Raw genomic sequence first — 15,580 nt, forward strand, 5'->3', positions numbered from 1 at the left:
CCTTTCGCACCTGTAGGTTGGTTGTAAGGGCAACATTTGTTACGACTAATGCGAGTATATTATAATTTGAATAATAGTGGAGTTCAAACGTAATCCCCGCCTGATGGGCGAAAATGGACAAAAGAGGTGAAAGTGTTGCAAGCACAACGCGAGATCAATATACAAGTTCAACGCACCAGAGAATGGATATTAGAAGCCTTGTTGATCCTCTTAGAGACTGTCCCTTATGAGAAGATCAAGATTGCCGCCATTACGAACAAAGCGGGTGTTGCAAGACAGACCTTTTACAGGAATTATAAGAGTAAGGATGACATCATAGAGACGTATCTCGAGACGTTCTTCAATGAATTCATTATCGATATCAAGAAGATAGATTGTGAGAATAATGAGGATGCTATCCCACGGCTTTTGTTCGAGCGATTGGAGCGGGAGAGCCAAATCACGACGAGACTGATGAAGGCCAATATTGAACATTTATGGATGAAGCATTTCGATCGTTTGGAACGCGCCTACAGTAATGAACTGTGCGGAGATGAGAAAGAATTCAGTAAACAGCTCTATTATCGATATTCGATGAAATACCAATTGAGCGGAGCGTTCGGGATCATGATTGATTGGCTAATGAACGGCATGCCGCTTTCTGCTGTAGAGATGGGAACGATCATCACTGAACTTTCCAAATCTTTTAGACAGACGGAACAATATGCACCAGATTTACTGCAACGGATTGCGACGCTTGAATGTTAAAGTTGAATCCTATTAGATATATGTATCCTTCCACACTAGGAAGACCCTAGACCGTTAATTCGACAGAGGGTCTTGTCCATCATATGGTTATGATATTACCTGTGTAGTTATTTCTTGAAAAATAACGTCGGTTTCTGAGCCGTCCTCGGCTCAGGGGCTGAAGGCTTGGACGAAGAGTCCGAGTCACCCTGTAAGACCTGGATATACTGAAGTAATCGTTCAGTCACTTGCTGGATCCGAAATGCTGGTTCATTTAACAGCGATACATGATTGCTGGATTGGATTTGTAGCATATGAAGGCTTTTCAGCGTATCTTCACCTGCTAATTGCAGATCTGACCAGGCAAATTCCTTGTTACGTGCCATACGTGTAACTCCTCCCACCTTCTCTTCTTATGGATCGGAATCACCCTCCCTTTCCTCCTCCCAATGAAGTAGTCTTACACTCGTCTCTATCATTCGAAGGAAGAGCTTCTGCTTCTCCACGATCGTTTCCATTACCCGGGCAACCTCGTGCTGAAAATCAATGATCTGCTGATTCGTCGGTGAGGTGGGGAATTCCCTTTACTTACCTGCAAAAGCTTCGATATTCGTAGCTTCAGCGCGAATCAACTGGGCAATAGCCACTTCGTCCACGGCCATCGCTACTATTAACTCTGCTATCGCGTTCTTGACTGTGGGTTTGACGTTCCGTTCCTGGCCACCATACTCGGACCAGCTTGATAGGTCGAGCTCTTCCTGGGCAATGTCCTGAAAGTCGTCGCCGGAAGGCTCTATATGGTTATCTTTGAATGGACGATTCGTCATGGTTCACCTCGAGTCCGTTCCGATTAGACCTGCAACAGGGAAGGCCTCATAGAATCTATTCTAAGGTATGCATCCTCTCATTAGTTCATTCCTGAGCTATTAATCTGTTTGAATTAAGATTGAAGAATTTCTATCTCTTTATGGGAATAGGACAAGTTTACTACCTCATACATTGATTCTAGTTGAATGGGAATTTTATTGTAATCGAATAAGTAGCGCTTAGGAGGTCATTAATAGATATCGCAACCATCCATATCGAATATAACCCCCATCATTTCCGTTACCAAGAAAGAGACGATATCGCTACTGCTCAGTTCCATCGCTATGAGCGAGCTGGCAATATCCCATATTCTCAATGCGGAAGCGGAGAAGATGCAAGCCTTTGCCCATCATGCCCAGCATAACCGCAATATTCGAACGAAGGATTTTCTGAAATTTAATACTTCTGTACCGAATATAACGCCAACGATTAGTGTGACAAGTCAAGATGCTTATAATCTGCTGCTCATATCCATCGCCTTTTTGACAATTTCCACTCCTCCGTCATCCCTCCCAACCCAGCTTGCCCGCCCGATAATACGGTGATCCACCCGCCTTATCGCTGAGAGCTTTAACTTATTCGGAGAAGAACCCACTTCGGGAATAACCGAGGGGGGTTCTTCTATACAACAGCGCATAATCCATTTCTCTCATTCCTAAAGGCCATAGAGATCTTGAAGTATACCCAACGTTTAAGTTCTATAACTGCAACCTTCTAGAAATCGACTCACTGTCAGGCAATATTGCGGTAGCACACGTCAGAATACGTAAAGCGTCTTCTTCGTGGCCATTCCACGTTAATGCTTCGGCAATTCGCAAAAATTCAAAATCCGCTAAATAATACTGATCAGGTTCCATGGTATTGAGTTGGTGATACTCTTCCATCGCCTTCTCCACTCCATGAGATACGACCAACTCTGCCACTTTGTTTGCCATTGATTTCTTAATTTGCTGAATGTTCGAGCCAAGCATTAGATCAAGTATTGGAAAGGTTACACTACCAAGCCAGATATAGTCGCAATTAGTCATCACAGTAATGGCAATGTTCTCATCAGGAAGTAGAATCAGATCACTTAGAAAACCAGTATCCCATCCGGAATGTGAAAAGATTCGGCGACCCTTATATTCTCCCAAAAACCACCCCAGACCGATTTGCGCCTTCTCTTGCCCATATCCGGTTGCTGCATGAGGCTTCCACATCTCATCATAGCTGCCGGATTGCAAGGAATGATACCCATTCTTTGCAAGTCCCTGATTAAGATGCATCAGCATATATTGGCACATATCTTCAATATTGGTATACAGTGTAGAGCTAGGCGCATGCGCTCTGTTGTAAGGAAAAACATCGCTGACATAGCCGCCGTACCCAGCAGAAGTTCTGAGCACATGAGGTGCAGCAAGATGAGCTTCCACCTCCTGCTTCAAAAAGGAACTGGACTGCATCCCTACGGGTTCAAGAATATATTCTTTCATATACTGCTCGAAGCTCATTCCGCTAACCTTTGCTATCAAGTCGCCCAAAATCTCGTAGCCTATATTACTATAAGCGAAATTAAGACCTGGTTCGCTCAGCAGCTTGTGACAACGGATACTCTTAACATATCTTTCAAGACTTTGCTCGTCGTACTCAGGCCGGTCCCACGCATAATCTTCCTCGTCCGGCATGCCAGAGGTATGATTCAGAAGCTGCCTAACTGTGATATATGGATGCCGATCATCCTCCATCTTAAAGTAAGAGAGATATTTTGAAATTGGTGAATCCAGATCTACTTGTCCACGCTCAACCAATTGCATAATGGCTGTAACAACGAATGTTTTGGAGACGGAAGCTTGGTGGAACAAAGTGCTGGTAACCGCAGGATCACCAGTCGATAAATTGGCTGTTCCGTATTCTCCAGTAAACAAAATATGATTGTCCTTCACTATTCCAACGGCCAATGCCGGAATGTAGCCATTTTGGGCAAAATCACTCAACATTGCGTGCAATGGACTCCCATTTTCCCGATAGTTGTACATTGTGTCCTCCCAAAGATACAGCATTTGATTTTTATGAATTCACCGTATCATTTGCTTGGTTTACATGATATAGAAAAAATGGTTTGAACTAAAGTACCCCCTATGTTTAATGTTGTTTTGGTCGAATGAGATTGATCTTCCCCTTAATGGAGCAACAAAAAATCCCAACCTCTCATGTTAAACCTGAGAAATTGGGATTCTTATAGTTACTCCTTATTACCCGTTATCTTTGGAGAAAAGGGATTCTTCCGCTACTTGCGCTAACTCCTCTGCTTTCGCACTGATCTCCTGGATTGTTGCAGTGAACTCCTGAATCGCGCCTGACTGACCATCGGCTAGCTTGTGAATATCAGTGAACGTATTATTTAAGCGTAGGAGAAGATCCTGAATATTTTTCGTAATACCATTAATCTGGTCCACATTCTCCTTAGAGCTTGTCGCCAACTTCCGGATCTCATCGGCAACAACGGAAAAGCCTCTGCCCACTTCCCCTGCTCGTGCCGCTTCAATGGCAGCATTAAGACCCAGCATGTTACTCTGATCCGAAATCTCCTTCACAACAGTGGATATTTTACCGATCTGCTGTGCACTTGTGCTAACATCCTTCACTTGAGTGGTAACGTCAGTCACCCGGTCGGTTAGATGAGTTACAGCTTCGCTGATCTCTTCAATAGAGGCAGTGGTCTGTTCGACAATTGCCGAGAAACTCTCGGCCATCTCAAACAGCTTATTCGCTTTCTCAAGACTTGTCCCCATACCTACCCCACCGATAACTCTGCCTTGTTCATCATGCAGCGGGATCGCGTGTGCAGCAAGTGGAAATCCGAACAACTCTTTGGGAACGACAGCAGACAAAGGCTTATTAGCCTTGATTGCGTTCGTCACAATGTCCCCTTCCCGTAGCAGGTCCCCGGGGGTGACATTCAGAGAGAAGGTTTTACCTGGAATGTTGATGATCAGCTTCTCAGTGTCATAAATGCCAATCGTAATGTCATCGTTAGTAAGACTATTCAGTAGTGGGGCTACCTTTACAAAAGATCTAATCAACTCATGCTGTGTTTGCTCTTCAGTGACTGTACTCATACATTTTCCTCCAGTTCTTAGTACGGGAATGTCCTTTGTCCATAATTAACAGAAATCCATTTCAACGTAGTGAATTCATCCAAGCTCCATTCCCCGTTCAACCGGCCCAGGCCGGACTGCTTCTCTCCGCCAAAAGCTACAATGGGCTCGTCGTTAATCGTGACATCGTTCACATGGATCATACCTGTATGGACCTTCTTCGCCATCTCTACACCACGCTCAAGATTGGAGGTGTGAATGGCCCCGCTAAGACCAAATCGGGTATCGTTCGCAATGTTAATAGCTTCTTCTTCCGTCTCGAACGGAATAATGCATACAACCGGGCCGAACAGCTCCTCTTGAGCTACCTCCATATCCGGTGTGACATTGGCGAGGACTGTAGGCTCCACCAATCTGCCGGTAATTTTACCATGCACCAGCGGAACTGCTCCCTGCTCAATCCCCCTCGCAATCAGCTTCTGCAGCGTATCTGCCTGACGGTCGTTGATAACAGGTCCAATGATGATTCCCGGCTCACTTGGATCACCTGTTGTAAGTGTAGAGACCTTCGCGCTGAATTTATCTACAAAATCTTGATAGATGTTCTTATGTACTAAAATCCGGTTAGCCGACATACAGATCTGGCCTTGGTGTGTGAATCTGCTGAATGTCGCCGCTTGTACCGCGTAGTCGATATCCGCATCCTCCAGGACTATGAATGCGCTATTTCCTCCGAGCTCCAGCAGCGGTTTTTTGAAGTTCTTGACGGCCAGTTGGCCAATATAGCTTCCGACCTTTGTCGACCCTGTGAAAGAAATTATTCTTGGAATTGGGTGCTCAACGAACGCATCGCCAATCTCGTTAATGTCTGTGACTACAACATTCAATAGGCCTTTCGGTATACCCGCTTCTTCGAAAATCTTGCCAATCAGTGTTCCACCAGTAATAGGGGAATCCTCATGCGGCTTCAGCACTACGCCATTGCCGGCACCAAGCGCTGGAGCAACTGACTTCATGGACAAGAAGAACGGGAAATTAAACGGACTGATTACACCAACCACGCCCGCTGGAATCCGGTACAACCGATTCTCCTTGCCGTCCTCTGTAGAAGGTAGAATCTTACCTTCCATTCGAAGTGGGAATGTTGCTGCTTCCTTAATCATATTTTTCACAAGACCGATCTCAAAAGCAGCCTTCAGCCGTGTTCCGCCCAGCTCCTGGACGATAATAGACGAAATTTCTTCCTCATTCGCTTCAATATATTTAACCGCATTCTCGAGGATATCACGTTTATGATACGGGTTAACCTTGTCCCATTCGAGCTTGGCTTTATAGGCAGCTTGATAAGCATCATCAATGTCTGCCACGCTCGCGATTTGAAAATCGGTAATTACCTCATCATTATATGGATTGATGTCGGCCAGCGTTTTACCGCTCTTGCCATCTCTCCATTCCCCAGCAATAAATTGTTTACCTAATTTTGAGTATTGCATACTATCCCTCCAACGTGTTGATTTGACAATTAATAACTTCACATTTATTTATCGACATAATACCGATAATTTGTTTGGAATTACTTCATTAAAAAGACGGGTGATCTTTGATCCCCGCCTGTACTTGATTTAATTGAATAGATGGAGCTGCGGACTGTTCAGGATCATCCGCTTCCAAGATTCCTTGTCCTCCGGGTTCGATTCCAGCCAACTCTGAGAAACAGTGTACATCAGTAATCTGCGGTAATTTATAAATAATTCCAGCTTATTTAGAAATAACGTGTCCAGATGATTTTCCATTTCGTAACCATTCATAAAATGCGTATAGAAAAATTTCAAACCATCCATATCCTTGAACGGCTCGTTCATTCCACCAGCTGTCGAAAACAACAAAAATTGTGAAGCAATAGCAATATCATTGGCGAACCAGTGATAATTGGCGACATCAAAGTCGATGAGGACGATCCGGTCATGTTCTAGCATAATGTTATTTATATGCGGATCGTTGTGGATTAAACCAAAGGTATCCCGCGTTACCGGAAGTTCAGACAGTTCACGCTTAAGACTTTTCCAAGCTTGCTTAACCTCCGCATCCTTGCACCATGAATAAAAGGAGCCCCATTCCCCCTCCCAGCTCAGTACGTCGCTGCCTCCATCCGGCGCACTTCCTGTCCAAGTGGGATAATTCTTTGTTAGTCGGTGCAGCTTTCCTATCATTGTTCCGTATCTGATGTAGAAATCCTTAGTATAATCATTACCTCCCGGAACTCTCCCGCGGATTCTATCCATCGCATACGCAACCAGGATATAATCACCTGTGTCCAGTGTCTCTATGATATTATTGTTCGTGTTCAGCACCGGATAAGCGATGTCCATCCCATGCCTTCCTAAATAGTTGATAAACCGGGTGCGTTCATCCATTTCTTTAAACGCCCTATCGGCATTTCCCTTCGAAATGGCCAGAATCTTGAGAACCATATCGCGGGAACCGGAACGATAGCTGTAGAGAATACCGTCTGATTCCTCTCCTCCACCGCCCACAAAAGTCAGGGCATCCATATGAGTACCGAATTTCTTGGCCATTGCGTCCAGCGAGTGATTGGATATTTTGATCAAGATCTATCCTGCTCCTTTGTGAAAAAGATGATTATCGCCTAATCATAAGCTATTATGTAAATAAAAGAAGTATATTACTTTATTGATAATCTTTATAATTCATGTGTTGTTTTATATTTTTTACTATTATTTCCAGTTCTCATGGATATATCTTGACTAAATGAGCTTATTATTTGTTGTATGTTGTTATCAAATGTATGATCTTTTACGTGATCTTTTTTAAAAAGTCACACTCGAAATTTCGTTCATCTCAATCCAGTCTATTATAGTATTTAAATCTTCGGCACTCTCCCCGTCAACCTCAGAACCTCCAACTTTCTCTGTAGGTCCAACTGCCATTCATGATCCTTCGTCGCACTTGCCAGCCTGGACTGGTCGTTCTCTATCATCAAGTAGTCCCAGCAATACCTAGCATTCCCCCGCAAGCAGTACTGCAGTTCCTTCGCTTCCTCCAGCGTGAGTGCTCCCGTCATATTTATATGAAAGATTTCGGCTAACCTCAAATGTACGGGCAACATAATAACCAACCTCCTGTATCACCATCCAATATCAAGCCACCGAGCGCGCCCCACTCGCCTTCCCCGTATACTGCATAGCCTTCCGGATCCTGCTCTTTACGCATCATCATGCGGCGATGGTATGCTTCGTCAATGAAACGATTCTGGAGATACGTAGAATGATGAGTCAAGATGTCCGGGCTTGAATAATCGAAGTACTTTCTCTTAATCCAATGAGATGCTGACACCGGATTAAAGCTGAAAGTGATCTGAAAGTGATCTGATAGTATAGATTTGGATTCAGCAGAACCTCACGCAACCGGTCATCCAGGATGTCGACGTCAGATTCTTGCAATTCCGTTGCTTCCTCTACCCAGATCCAAACTAGCTTTCCCTTCGTGAAGGTGATGGACTTGACCTTTTCCCGGTCCCGTACATCATTCATGCCTCGGAATATGATCTCATTGCCCGTAACACGGCTGCGGATCATCAGTGGTGAACGTAGAACTTCCCAATACTCCTCAGCTCGGTCGCCGTAAATGCGGTTAATCGCTCCGACTAGTTCAGCATAGGTGCTGTTTCGATTGGTCTCGTTGACCTTCCGGACACACAGCAGGTTGGCGCCCTCATACTTCGGATCTCCAAGCTTCAGTATATAGTCCTGTGCGAGATTGACAGACTTGCCTGAACCAGCACTTCCACGTAGAACGCGGTACCGGTGAAGAGAAAGGTTAATCATCTTAAAATGTACATTAAAGCCCACGACTACAGGAGCACTCATGAGGAATCATCCCCGTAATCAATAATGATGTGTAGAGGCGGCTTACTGCCATCGCTTCCGCCTTTCTTATCAAGAATCGAAATTTCCTTCTTGAGTTTCTCAACACGTAACTCCTGCTCCGTATCCGCTCCATCCTGCCGGCACATATCGTCGTATTGTCGAATAAGGTTCTGCAATGTGGTCATCGCCCGACTCTGTGCGGTTAAGAAGGTCGCGTGCTTATCCCAAGCAAACTGAATCTCCCACTCTGTTTCTTCATTATCCGATTTCTCGGTGGTCACCAGCTTGGACTTCTTCAATTCCTTTGTTAAATCAGCCTGATCCTTAACATGCATGATCTGCTGCGCCCGGAGAATGGCAGCGTACTGGATCGTGATCTGATCCCACAACATATCAATGGGAGAACGAGTTTCAAGCTGCTCCATGATCTCGGCTGTATCGTCTGAAAGGAACTTGCGGAAGAAACCGTGAGTAACAGCCTTGTCGTTGCGGAACGGTCCGCCATGACCGCCACGATTTCCAGGAGGAGCACCGCCTCGGTTGCTGACGGCGTTCTTGTTACCCTTCGGGGCTCGCGCTTTTGTTGTACAACAATCCATTTGTCGCGCTGCTTCCAGATGGCGACCTTTTTTTCGTCGATGCCCAGTTGCTCAGCGATCTGTCAATTGGTTATATTTCCGCCATGATTAAGCCATATCTGATGTGCTTGGTCACGGTTCGGATCTTTTGTTCTGGCCATTACATTATCACCACCCCCGGGATGAATTGTTAACATTTTACTTTTATTGGCCGATAAAGCTCTTATAACAATAGGAGGCATGAATTATGTCGTATGAAAGAATACAAGAGGTTGAGAAGTACTTAATGAAAAAGAAAAAGAAAACTCCTGATGATATTAGAATCGCTAGAACACATCTGCTAATGGTTACAAGCGAGATGAGTAAGGAAGAACTGACGAACGCTAAATATTACCTTCAAGGTCAATTATTCACCTCACAGATGATTGGAAATCATTTAAATATTATGGCGATATTGGTCTCAATTTTCGCAATCATTATTAGTTTAATAGCAACCTCAAACAACCCTCAATATATCGGGTTTCAGATTGTTATTCTACTCTTCATTTTGTTGACTTTTGTATTAACAGTATTAGTGAGCAAGATGCATAAAAAAACTATGGAAACCTCCAAACTATGCGATGGATACACCATTATCATAAATCTTTTAGATGAAATTCTAGACAAGAGATGAGATTTTAAATACTGCAATATAGACTCCATTTTATGTTATGTCGGTTTTGCTGTAGGATCAGACTCAAACCCGTTCACACGCTGCTTGCCTCGTACCGCCCTGACCTTCTCCAGTCTTGTCCCCACAAACGGACGTACAACTGAGCAACGCCCATAAAACGCCTCACAGAAGGTCATTTATAGGCATGAAAAAAGCACCCGAAGGTGCCCGTTACTATTCTTCATAAATTATTAAAACTGTATATAATTCGCCTGTTAATGAACCTTTTGTGGTGGAAGCACTGAATTTGATATCTATAAGATTCTTTCTACTAATTCTATGGATAAATTGGTTTACCTCGTTCTCAAGTTTTTTTTGATCGGACTGAGAAAATATTTTTGTTTTTATCACAAGCATCCCCTCCCTTCGACATCATATTTCGACGTTCAAGAAGGTTTTCCCTTCTGGCACTTCTCCCTGGAACAAAACTGCTTCGTCCCTGTCCACTGGCCCCACATACAGCCTTTGCACTTCAACGGTTGCTCGGGCGGGCCTTTTAACCGCTGCTGTTGCTTTCTCTTCTTCAAAACAATTCCTCCAAACAAAAAAAGCCGCCCAATAATGAGCGACCTTGGAATATGTATATAGTTACATCGTGCTAGAAGCCTGGCCAGATCATGGCGGCCGCTCCGCATCCGCAGCAAAACGCTATGCTCTTTGCTTAAAAAATTTCTCACCCAAGTTCCAAAGGAGAACAAGACCATTTTACTGACCTGGAGAAATTGGAGTCAAAACCACTGAACCCGATCAAAGCAATTGTGCCCCTGTAAATCATAGATTCTCTACTATTTTCTCACTTATTTGATAATCCGGCACTTACTCAGGCGGCCGGCAACCTCCACGATCCATCCTTTATCAGCTGTGGTCGCTGCCCTGGAGGTCAGGGGGAATGAGCAAGGACGGCATATGCATGAAAAACCAGAGGAGGTACGCCTCGGTTAACGCTGCCTCGATGCAGCCGTGCGTGTCACTCTCGCCTGATTTCCACATTACCAATATAGCACGGTCAAATCCTCATGTGGCGTTCAGAAAACCCCGTTATTCCGCCATGTTATCATCAATTCCTCTTCAGAATCTCATCGAAGAATCCCATCTGGGCCAAGGAGTTTACTATCATCTTGGTGCCCTTCTCAATGTATCGATCCGCAGTGCTGCCAGATTCATATGCGAACAGGACCGTATTGCCGCGCGTATGCCCTTCAATGAAGCGCGCCTTGATTACCTTCTTTATTCCCTGGTGCCGGATCAGATTATATGCCCGGAAGATCATGTAAGTATAAACACGGTACCGCTCATACATCTATTGCTTTTTTTCGGTCAGGATCACGACATTAGCCGTTTTGTCAGCATGAAGCTCGTTCGCACTCAACCTGCGAGCAGACTCTCCATCGATGGCCACCTGGGCCATATCTGCTTCGTTTCCTTCGAAATCCGCGATGAACAGAATCATATCCTTATATCGTTCGAGGTAGAACTCGGTCTATGCAATCTCCTCCTCTGATGCTTCTGCAAACAATTCCCCTTGTTCGTATGCCATCGCCATTCCCCTCGTTCCCCTTTGTCATGTTATAATGTCAAGAGGAACGTTTTACCGCTAACGACCCCCGCCCCGGCCAAGGATATGGGGGTCGTTTATTATTTTGGAAGGATCGTGCCTTCATGAAGAAAGTAATGAATTTTCTTGTGGTAATAGGCATTACACTATTTCTTTATTACATGTACCAGATATTCTTTAATTTACCCTCAAATGGTGGCGAGCTTGGGAGACTACAGTTGCAATCTTCCTACAGCGCCCTGTTTTTGGGTGTGGTATTATTCATCCGCTCAAGACTTAAATAATGTTGCTCCACCCCATTCCCACAATCTCAGCTGCCCCTTGCCTGGGATTGGCTCCGATAGTTTTCGTACTTCATGCAATTCCCATGCGTAGCGACCTACCGCGTACCATCCAAACGCGCTTGTTACCCTCGAATATTTCCTCAATTACTCCTTCGGCGTTTATTGAAGCAGCCTCGCCTGAATACTCAAAGTGATGAGTAATTGGATAAACATTCGCTAAATTACATGTTGCCACCACAGCCCCAGTAGGAAGGTTATCAGCGGTGTATCCGTGTCGCTCCAGCGCACTGCTGATCTCCGACTCTTGGCAGGCATCCTTGTCGATCTTCTTTCCAGCATGTATTGCGAGTGGTCCGCGCTTCTTCGTTGCCCAGCTGCGGGTTTCAAAACGTTTCTCACCGATGGCAATCAGTGTCGCCCAGGGTTGGATTATCGTAATAGCCTTCATGCTTGCACCACTCCTTGGAATACGTTCCCGATAACCTCGCCCTGGTCACTGACAAAAAGCTTGATGTGGTCATCATCCGTTGCACGTTCACCATTGTGTTTAAAGTAGAACATGGCATATTCGTCGTCCCATTCAACCATGTATGTGTTACCGTGAAAACGCCATAAATCCTTGTGATGAATCTCTTTGTCGTTACTGTCTTTGCGGCCAGTGTATTGCATCAGTTCAAAATCAGACATCCGAAGCACATTGTACCCCTTGCCGTCCATTTCCTTGTAGACAGCAATTGTCTTTGTTTCAAAGTTGATTGCTTCCAGATTTTCTGGCTCAATCATGATGCCTTTCGGCTTATACCAAGCGCGGTATTTCGGTTGTATGCTCATAATGGTTATGCCTCATATTTCTGAATTTTGCAATATTGCTACCTTTCGAAAGTAAAATATTGCAGTGCAAGTTAACCTATAATGTTATCCTTAAATAACATAAGTCCTAGGAAGAAGGCCTAACAAAAATGAAAAATTATTTTTTAACCACTGCTCGTTTAGGTTTTTCGCATTGGGAATATAGTGACTCAGAATTAGCCTATTCCCTTTGGGGTGATCCAACAGTCACAAGATATATCTCTGTTAACGGAGTATTTTCTAAAGAACAAGTTGCAGATAGGTTGTTCAAGGAAATTAGTATGCAGAAAGAATTTCAAGTACAGTATTGGCCTCTGTTTAATCTCGAATCTGAGGGATTTATTGGTTGTTGTGGCCTACGCCCGTACGAACTAAGAAAAAATATATATGAGATTGGAATACATCTTAAAAATGATTTTTGGGGTTGTGGCTATGCTTCAGAAGCCGCAAATGCCGTAATAAAATATGCCTTTGAAATTTTAAAAGCTGATAACTTATTTGCTGGTCACAATCCACAGAATATTACTTCTAAAAATTTGTTAAAGAAGTTGGGATTTACTTACTCTCATGAAGAATTTTATGAGCCAACCGGTCTAGACCATCCTTCTTACTTTTATAAGTGATTTAGCTTATTTATAGTTTAGGTAGAGGATGGTTAACCCTCTCTCTTAATAGGCTTGAACTCTCCAATATCCTCACCGTAAGATCCCTTGTATACCTCGCGATCATGGTCCCAGCAGTTTCGGCACATCCGGTGGTCGATTGCTGGATCGAACATATGCGGGTGACTCAATTCTGTCTCGTCCTTAACGTCAGCATCACACCAGTCGCATTTCGCAAATTCTGGTAGATTGGACACCCAAAATGTAATGTCCATCGCCAACTGTTGGTTATCTGTAGCATCTGCATAGGCCATCAGTGCTGCCCGTGCTGCCGGGTCTTTGGCCGGATTAAGCACAAAGTATTGTCCCTCTGCCTCCTGGCTAGTCTCCCGGTTGATGATCTGATATTTGTTATAGAGTCCCTGTTCTTGACCACACATTGCTTATCAGCTACTTTATAAGGAAAAGAGTGATTAACCCTCTTCCACCTCAGTTTTGCCTGTAATCTCGTGCAGATCATAGATATAAACTTCAATATCCCGGAATTCATAATGACCCCATTCCATGTCCGGACAATCTTTGTTGAAGGAAATCGGGCTTCAATCAGCTCAGTTAGCTTGATAAAGTTACTGTCGTAGTCTCTTTCTGGCATAAGCAACTATTAATCTATAAAATGACTTCCAAATTGCGGACGAACTCGTTTGAGTAGCTGCATATTATATCTTAAAAACTATTGGGGGTATGTTTTATGACACGATTACTTGATGCGCGAACTTCACAAAATGCCAGCTTTTTTAACAGTATCAATATTCCAATTCCTATGAATGAAGCTACGTTAATTGGTCAAGTTGGACTAATAACAACAGGGTATGACGGAACCATTAGAGTGCAATTGGAAGGAACCGCTTCATTTTTTGCGTTTTACAGTGCAACATTCTATACATTTGAGATATTCGCTGTCAGAGGTACTGAATCTACTGATACTATAGTTGCTTCAAACAGAATTTTTTTTAACGCTAATGCTTTGAATATTTCTAACTTCTACAATGTTTACTTGATCGGATCTGACTACAACCCCACACCTACTGATGATGAATTGGTATATTCACTTTTCATTAGAGTAAATAATGACGCGATACTTGGTGGTGGAGTTAATAGAATTGGTCCAGAGAGTTTCAATGCTTCTGCATACTGTGATTAGCCTTGTATAGTGGCTTGGCTGCTAGGGTCAATTCGGCCAAGGACTAGAATCCATCTGACCCACGTCAGGCCTAATCACTGCAGCACTGTCGGTCGCTGCTCCTCACCTGGAGCTATCCAAACCGGCTTCCAACTTAGTTGGAAGGATATCCTCGTCTCCGCCTCCGCCGGACCTTCCGCAGCCGTTCCACGAACTCATCCCACGTCCAGTATTCCGGCTTCCAGTTGGTATCCCCGCGGTGCTTACCGAGCGATATGTCTAGTTCGTGCATGATGTCGCCTCAATCTATGAATCATTTAGATAAGAACGAAAGTTCCCAATTATCAAACTACTATTTTCGTGGTAATATTTAACTGCTACCTCAAGATGAAGTGCAACAGATCCATTGGTCTGTTGCACTTCGGTTCCGCTTCGGCGTTGAACCCTAGCAGAGAACACGTAACACTTTACCTCTGCGCCAATAAGAGACCCATGGATACGGGTGGTGACCTCTAATTGGATCCATCTTGAAATGAGCGAGAAAATATGAACTTGGAGTACAAAAACTTTAAGCTCATCATTGCCCCGCGCATCATCGTAACGATTTTATTGATCGTTGCTGCGATGTACGGGATCGATGTAACCCTTCCGTAGGTAAGGATCACCCTTCCTTTCGGAGGGGTTTTTTCCTTTTCAAGAATATAAGTGCATTAATATCCCCATGTTGCCGCTTGGTGGATGCTAGTCCCCCGCGGCCTTTCTCCTTATTGGATACAAGCGGCTCAGACGCAGCTCGATCAATGCTTCATCCAAGAGAAACGCGCTTATAGAAGATGTCCTTTGAAACACCATTACTAGCTGCGCACTGGAGCAGCTCATCGGAATACTTCCTTTTCGCAGGTCTGTTCTTCTTCATCCAGGCGACTCTCCGACCTCTGGTCATCCACGGTTCTGTTGCTGCTTGTTCAGGCGACCATCCTTTAGCACACCGGTTAATGAATATTTCTTTTGAAATGCCGTTCTGTTCAGCAATAGATCTCCATTGGCTACGATCGGTTAAGGCTCTTGGAGGCGTAGTGATGGCCCGCTCTTTTTCCCAACCAGCTTCTCTCACACGCCATTCCAACGTCCCGCACTTGACGCCGTTTGCTTCCGCCCTTTTGTATTCATCGGGCGTGATGTAGTAGTTGAAGCCCATTTCGGTTGTGTCCTCCTCGGCGGCGAGGATGGGTGAGTCAAGTTGACTGCTCCAATCACCTTGCC

General features: G+C 44.4%; 23 protein-coding genes and 1 pseudogene. 6 read left to right on the top strand and 18 right to left on the bottom strand.

What is annotated here, in order from left to right; all coding sequences use genetic code 11:
- Positions 1 to 135: 135 nt before the first annotated feature.
- Positions 136 to 747: a TetR/AcrR family transcriptional regulator gene (locus ACFVU8_RS05430; protein ID WP_387426143.1), complete on the top strand. Its 612-nt coding sequence runs from the start codon at positions 136 to 138 to the stop codon at positions 745 to 747.
- Between the two features lie 107 nt (positions 748 to 854).
- Here ACFVU8_RS05430 and ACFVU8_RS05435 read toward each other — a convergent pair whose 3' ends face one another.
- The 3 genes and pseudogenes from ACFVU8_RS05435 to ACFVU8_RS05440 form a co-directional block, all read right to left on the bottom strand.
- Positions 855 to 1,112: a hypothetical protein gene (locus ACFVU8_RS05435; protein ID WP_387426145.1), complete on the bottom strand. Its 258-nt coding sequence runs from the start codon at positions 1,110 to 1,112 to the stop codon at positions 855 to 857.
- A 27-nt stretch (positions 1,113 to 1,139) separates the two neighbouring features.
- Positions 1,140 to 1,292: pseudogene (locus ACFVU8_RS29965) on the bottom strand (hypothetical protein); the annotation flags it as partial.
- A gap of 18 nt (positions 1,293 to 1,310) precedes the next feature.
- Entirely contained in the window at positions 1,311 to 1,553 is a 243-nt protein-coding gene (locus tag ACFVU8_RS05440; RefSeq protein WP_387426146.1) for a hypothetical protein, read from the bottom strand.
- A gap of 273 nt (positions 1,554 to 1,826) precedes the next feature.
- Between ACFVU8_RS05440 and ACFVU8_RS29970 the strand changes: the two genes are divergently transcribed.
- Complete coding sequence (locus ACFVU8_RS29970) at positions 1,827 to 2,138, top strand: alpha-helical endospore appendage domain-containing protein (protein ID WP_483875053.1); 312 nt, start codon at positions 1,827 to 1,829, stop codon at positions 2,136 to 2,138.
- 153 nt (positions 2,139 to 2,291) lie between these two features.
- On the opposite strand, the gene ACFVU8_RS05445 is transcribed toward ACFVU8_RS29970, so the two are convergent.
- The 9 genes from ACFVU8_RS05445 to ACFVU8_RS05485 form a co-directional block, all read right to left on the bottom strand.
- Positions 2,292 to 3,608 carry a serine hydrolase domain-containing protein gene (locus ACFVU8_RS05445; RefSeq protein WP_387426148.1) on the bottom strand — a complete coding sequence of 439 codons (1,317 nt, stop codon included), beginning with the start codon at positions 3,606 to 3,608 and terminating at the stop codon, positions 2,292 to 2,294.
- Between the two features lie 216 nt (positions 3,609 to 3,824).
- Positions 3,825 to 4,691, bottom strand: a complete 867-nt coding sequence (locus tag ACFVU8_RS05450; protein WP_379466894.1) for a methyl-accepting chemotaxis protein — start codon at positions 4,689 to 4,691, stop codon at positions 3,825 to 3,827.
- 17 nt (positions 4,692 to 4,708) lie between these two features.
- Positions 4,709 to 6,163, bottom strand: coding sequence for a benzaldehyde dehydrogenase (gene yfmT / locus ACFVU8_RS05455; RefSeq protein WP_387426149.1), 1,455 nt, complete (start codon positions 6,161 to 6,163; stop codon positions 4,709 to 4,711).
- Positions 6,164 to 6,292: 129 nt separating this feature from the next.
- On the bottom strand, positions 6,293 to 7,279 hold the full coding sequence (locus ACFVU8_RS05460) for a phosphotransferase enzyme family protein (protein ID WP_387426150.1): 987 nt from the start codon (positions 7,277 to 7,279) through the stop codon (positions 6,293 to 6,295).
- Between the two features lie 272 nt (positions 7,280 to 7,551).
- Entirely contained in the window at positions 7,552 to 7,797 is a 246-nt protein-coding gene (locus ACFVU8_RS05465) for a DUF7667 family protein (protein ID WP_379466891.1), read from the bottom strand.
- Positions 7,779 to 8,024 (bottom strand): phage terminase large subunit, encoded by a 246-nt coding sequence (locus ACFVU8_RS05470; protein ID WP_387426152.1) that lies wholly within the window; start codon positions 8,022 to 8,024, stop codon positions 7,779 to 7,781. Before ACFVU8_RS05470 ends, ACFVU8_RS05465 begins: the two co-directional genes overlap by 19 nt.
- Positions 7,964 to 8,557 (bottom strand): phage terminase large subunit, encoded by a 594-nt coding sequence (locus tag ACFVU8_RS05475; protein ID WP_387426153.1) that lies wholly within the window; start codon positions 8,555 to 8,557, stop codon positions 7,964 to 7,966. Before ACFVU8_RS05475 ends, ACFVU8_RS05470 begins: the two co-directional genes overlap by 61 nt.
- On the bottom strand, positions 8,554 to 9,156 hold the full coding sequence (gene terS, locus ACFVU8_RS05480; RefSeq protein ID WP_387426154.1) for a phage terminase small subunit: 603 nt from the start codon (positions 9,154 to 9,156) through the stop codon (positions 8,554 to 8,556). Before terS ends, ACFVU8_RS05475 begins: the two co-directional genes overlap by 4 nt.
- A gap of 62 nt (positions 9,157 to 9,218) precedes the next feature.
- Positions 9,219 to 9,377, bottom strand: coding sequence for a phage terminase small subunit-related protein (locus ACFVU8_RS05485; protein ID WP_387426155.1), 159 nt, complete (start codon positions 9,375 to 9,377; stop codon positions 9,219 to 9,221).
- A gap of 5 nt (positions 9,378 to 9,382) precedes the next feature.
- Between ACFVU8_RS05485 and ACFVU8_RS05490 the strand changes: the two genes are divergently transcribed.
- Positions 9,383 to 9,808 (top strand): hypothetical protein, encoded by a 426-nt coding sequence (locus ACFVU8_RS05490; RefSeq protein WP_387426157.1) that lies wholly within the window; start codon positions 9,383 to 9,385, stop codon positions 9,806 to 9,808.
- Positions 9,809 to 10,021: 213 nt separating this feature from the next.
- Here the strand turns inward: ACFVU8_RS05490 and ACFVU8_RS05495 are convergent, their stop codons facing one another.
- Entirely contained in the window at positions 10,022 to 10,198 is a 177-nt protein-coding gene (locus ACFVU8_RS05495) for a sporulation protein Cse60 (RefSeq protein ID WP_387426159.1), read from the bottom strand.
- Between the two features lie 538 nt (positions 10,199 to 10,736).
- Between ACFVU8_RS05495 and ACFVU8_RS05500 the strand changes: the two genes are divergently transcribed.
- Positions 10,737 to 11,348 carry a hypothetical protein gene (locus ACFVU8_RS05500; RefSeq protein WP_387426160.1) on the top strand — a complete coding sequence of 204 codons (612 nt, stop codon included), beginning with the start codon at positions 10,737 to 10,739 and terminating at the stop codon, positions 11,346 to 11,348.
- 408 nt (positions 11,349 to 11,756) lie between these two features.
- Here ACFVU8_RS05500 and ACFVU8_RS05505 read toward each other — a convergent pair whose 3' ends face one another.
- Positions 11,757 to 12,134, bottom strand: coding sequence for an ASCH domain-containing protein (locus ACFVU8_RS05505; protein WP_379466889.1), 378 nt, complete (start codon positions 12,132 to 12,134; stop codon positions 11,757 to 11,759).
- Positions 12,131 to 12,517 carry a YopX family protein gene (locus ACFVU8_RS05510; RefSeq protein WP_379466888.1) on the bottom strand — a complete coding sequence of 129 codons (387 nt, stop codon included), beginning with the start codon at positions 12,515 to 12,517 and terminating at the stop codon, positions 12,131 to 12,133. Before ACFVU8_RS05510 ends, ACFVU8_RS05505 begins: the two co-directional genes overlap by 4 nt.
- A 128-nt stretch (positions 12,518 to 12,645) precedes the next feature.
- On the opposite strand from ACFVU8_RS05510, the gene ACFVU8_RS05515 reads away from it, so the two are divergent.
- On the top strand, positions 12,646 to 13,158 hold the full coding sequence (locus ACFVU8_RS05515; protein WP_387426161.1) for a GNAT family N-acetyltransferase: 513 nt from the start codon (positions 12,646 to 12,648) through the stop codon (positions 13,156 to 13,158).
- A gap of 32 nt (positions 13,159 to 13,190) precedes the next feature.
- Here ACFVU8_RS05515 and ACFVU8_RS05520 read toward each other — a convergent pair whose 3' ends face one another.
- The gene (locus ACFVU8_RS05520) at positions 13,191 to 13,577 is read right to left on the bottom strand and encodes a hypothetical protein (protein ID WP_379466886.1); all 387 of its coding nucleotides are present in this window, start codon (positions 13,575 to 13,577) and stop codon (positions 13,191 to 13,193) included.
- Positions 13,578 to 13,885: 308 nt separating this feature from the next.
- Here ACFVU8_RS05520 and ACFVU8_RS05525 point away from each other — a divergent pair, with 308 nt between their 5' ends.
- Positions 13,886 to 14,338, top strand: a complete 453-nt coding sequence (locus ACFVU8_RS05525) for a hypothetical protein (RefSeq protein WP_379466885.1) — start codon at positions 13,886 to 13,888, stop codon at positions 14,336 to 14,338.
- Positions 14,339 to 14,471: 133 nt separating this feature from the next.
- Here ACFVU8_RS05525 and ACFVU8_RS05530 read toward each other — a convergent pair whose 3' ends face one another.
- A complete protein-coding gene (locus tag ACFVU8_RS05530) occupies positions 14,472 to 14,609 on the bottom strand; it encodes a hypothetical protein (RefSeq protein ID WP_387426163.1) in 138 nt (45 codons plus the stop codon).
- A 513-nt stretch (positions 14,610 to 15,122) separates the two neighbouring features.
- Complete coding sequence (locus ACFVU8_RS05535; protein ID WP_387426164.1) at positions 15,123 to 15,515, bottom strand: hypothetical protein; 393 nt, start codon at positions 15,513 to 15,515, stop codon at positions 15,123 to 15,125.
- Between the last annotated feature and the right edge of the window lie 65 nt (positions 15,516 to 15,580).

Source organism: Paenibacillus sp. NPDC058177 (genome assembly GCF_042883835.1).
Classification (GTDB): Bacteria; Bacillota; Bacilli; order Paenibacillales; family Paenibacillaceae; genus Paenibacillus_AQ; species Paenibacillus_AQ agri.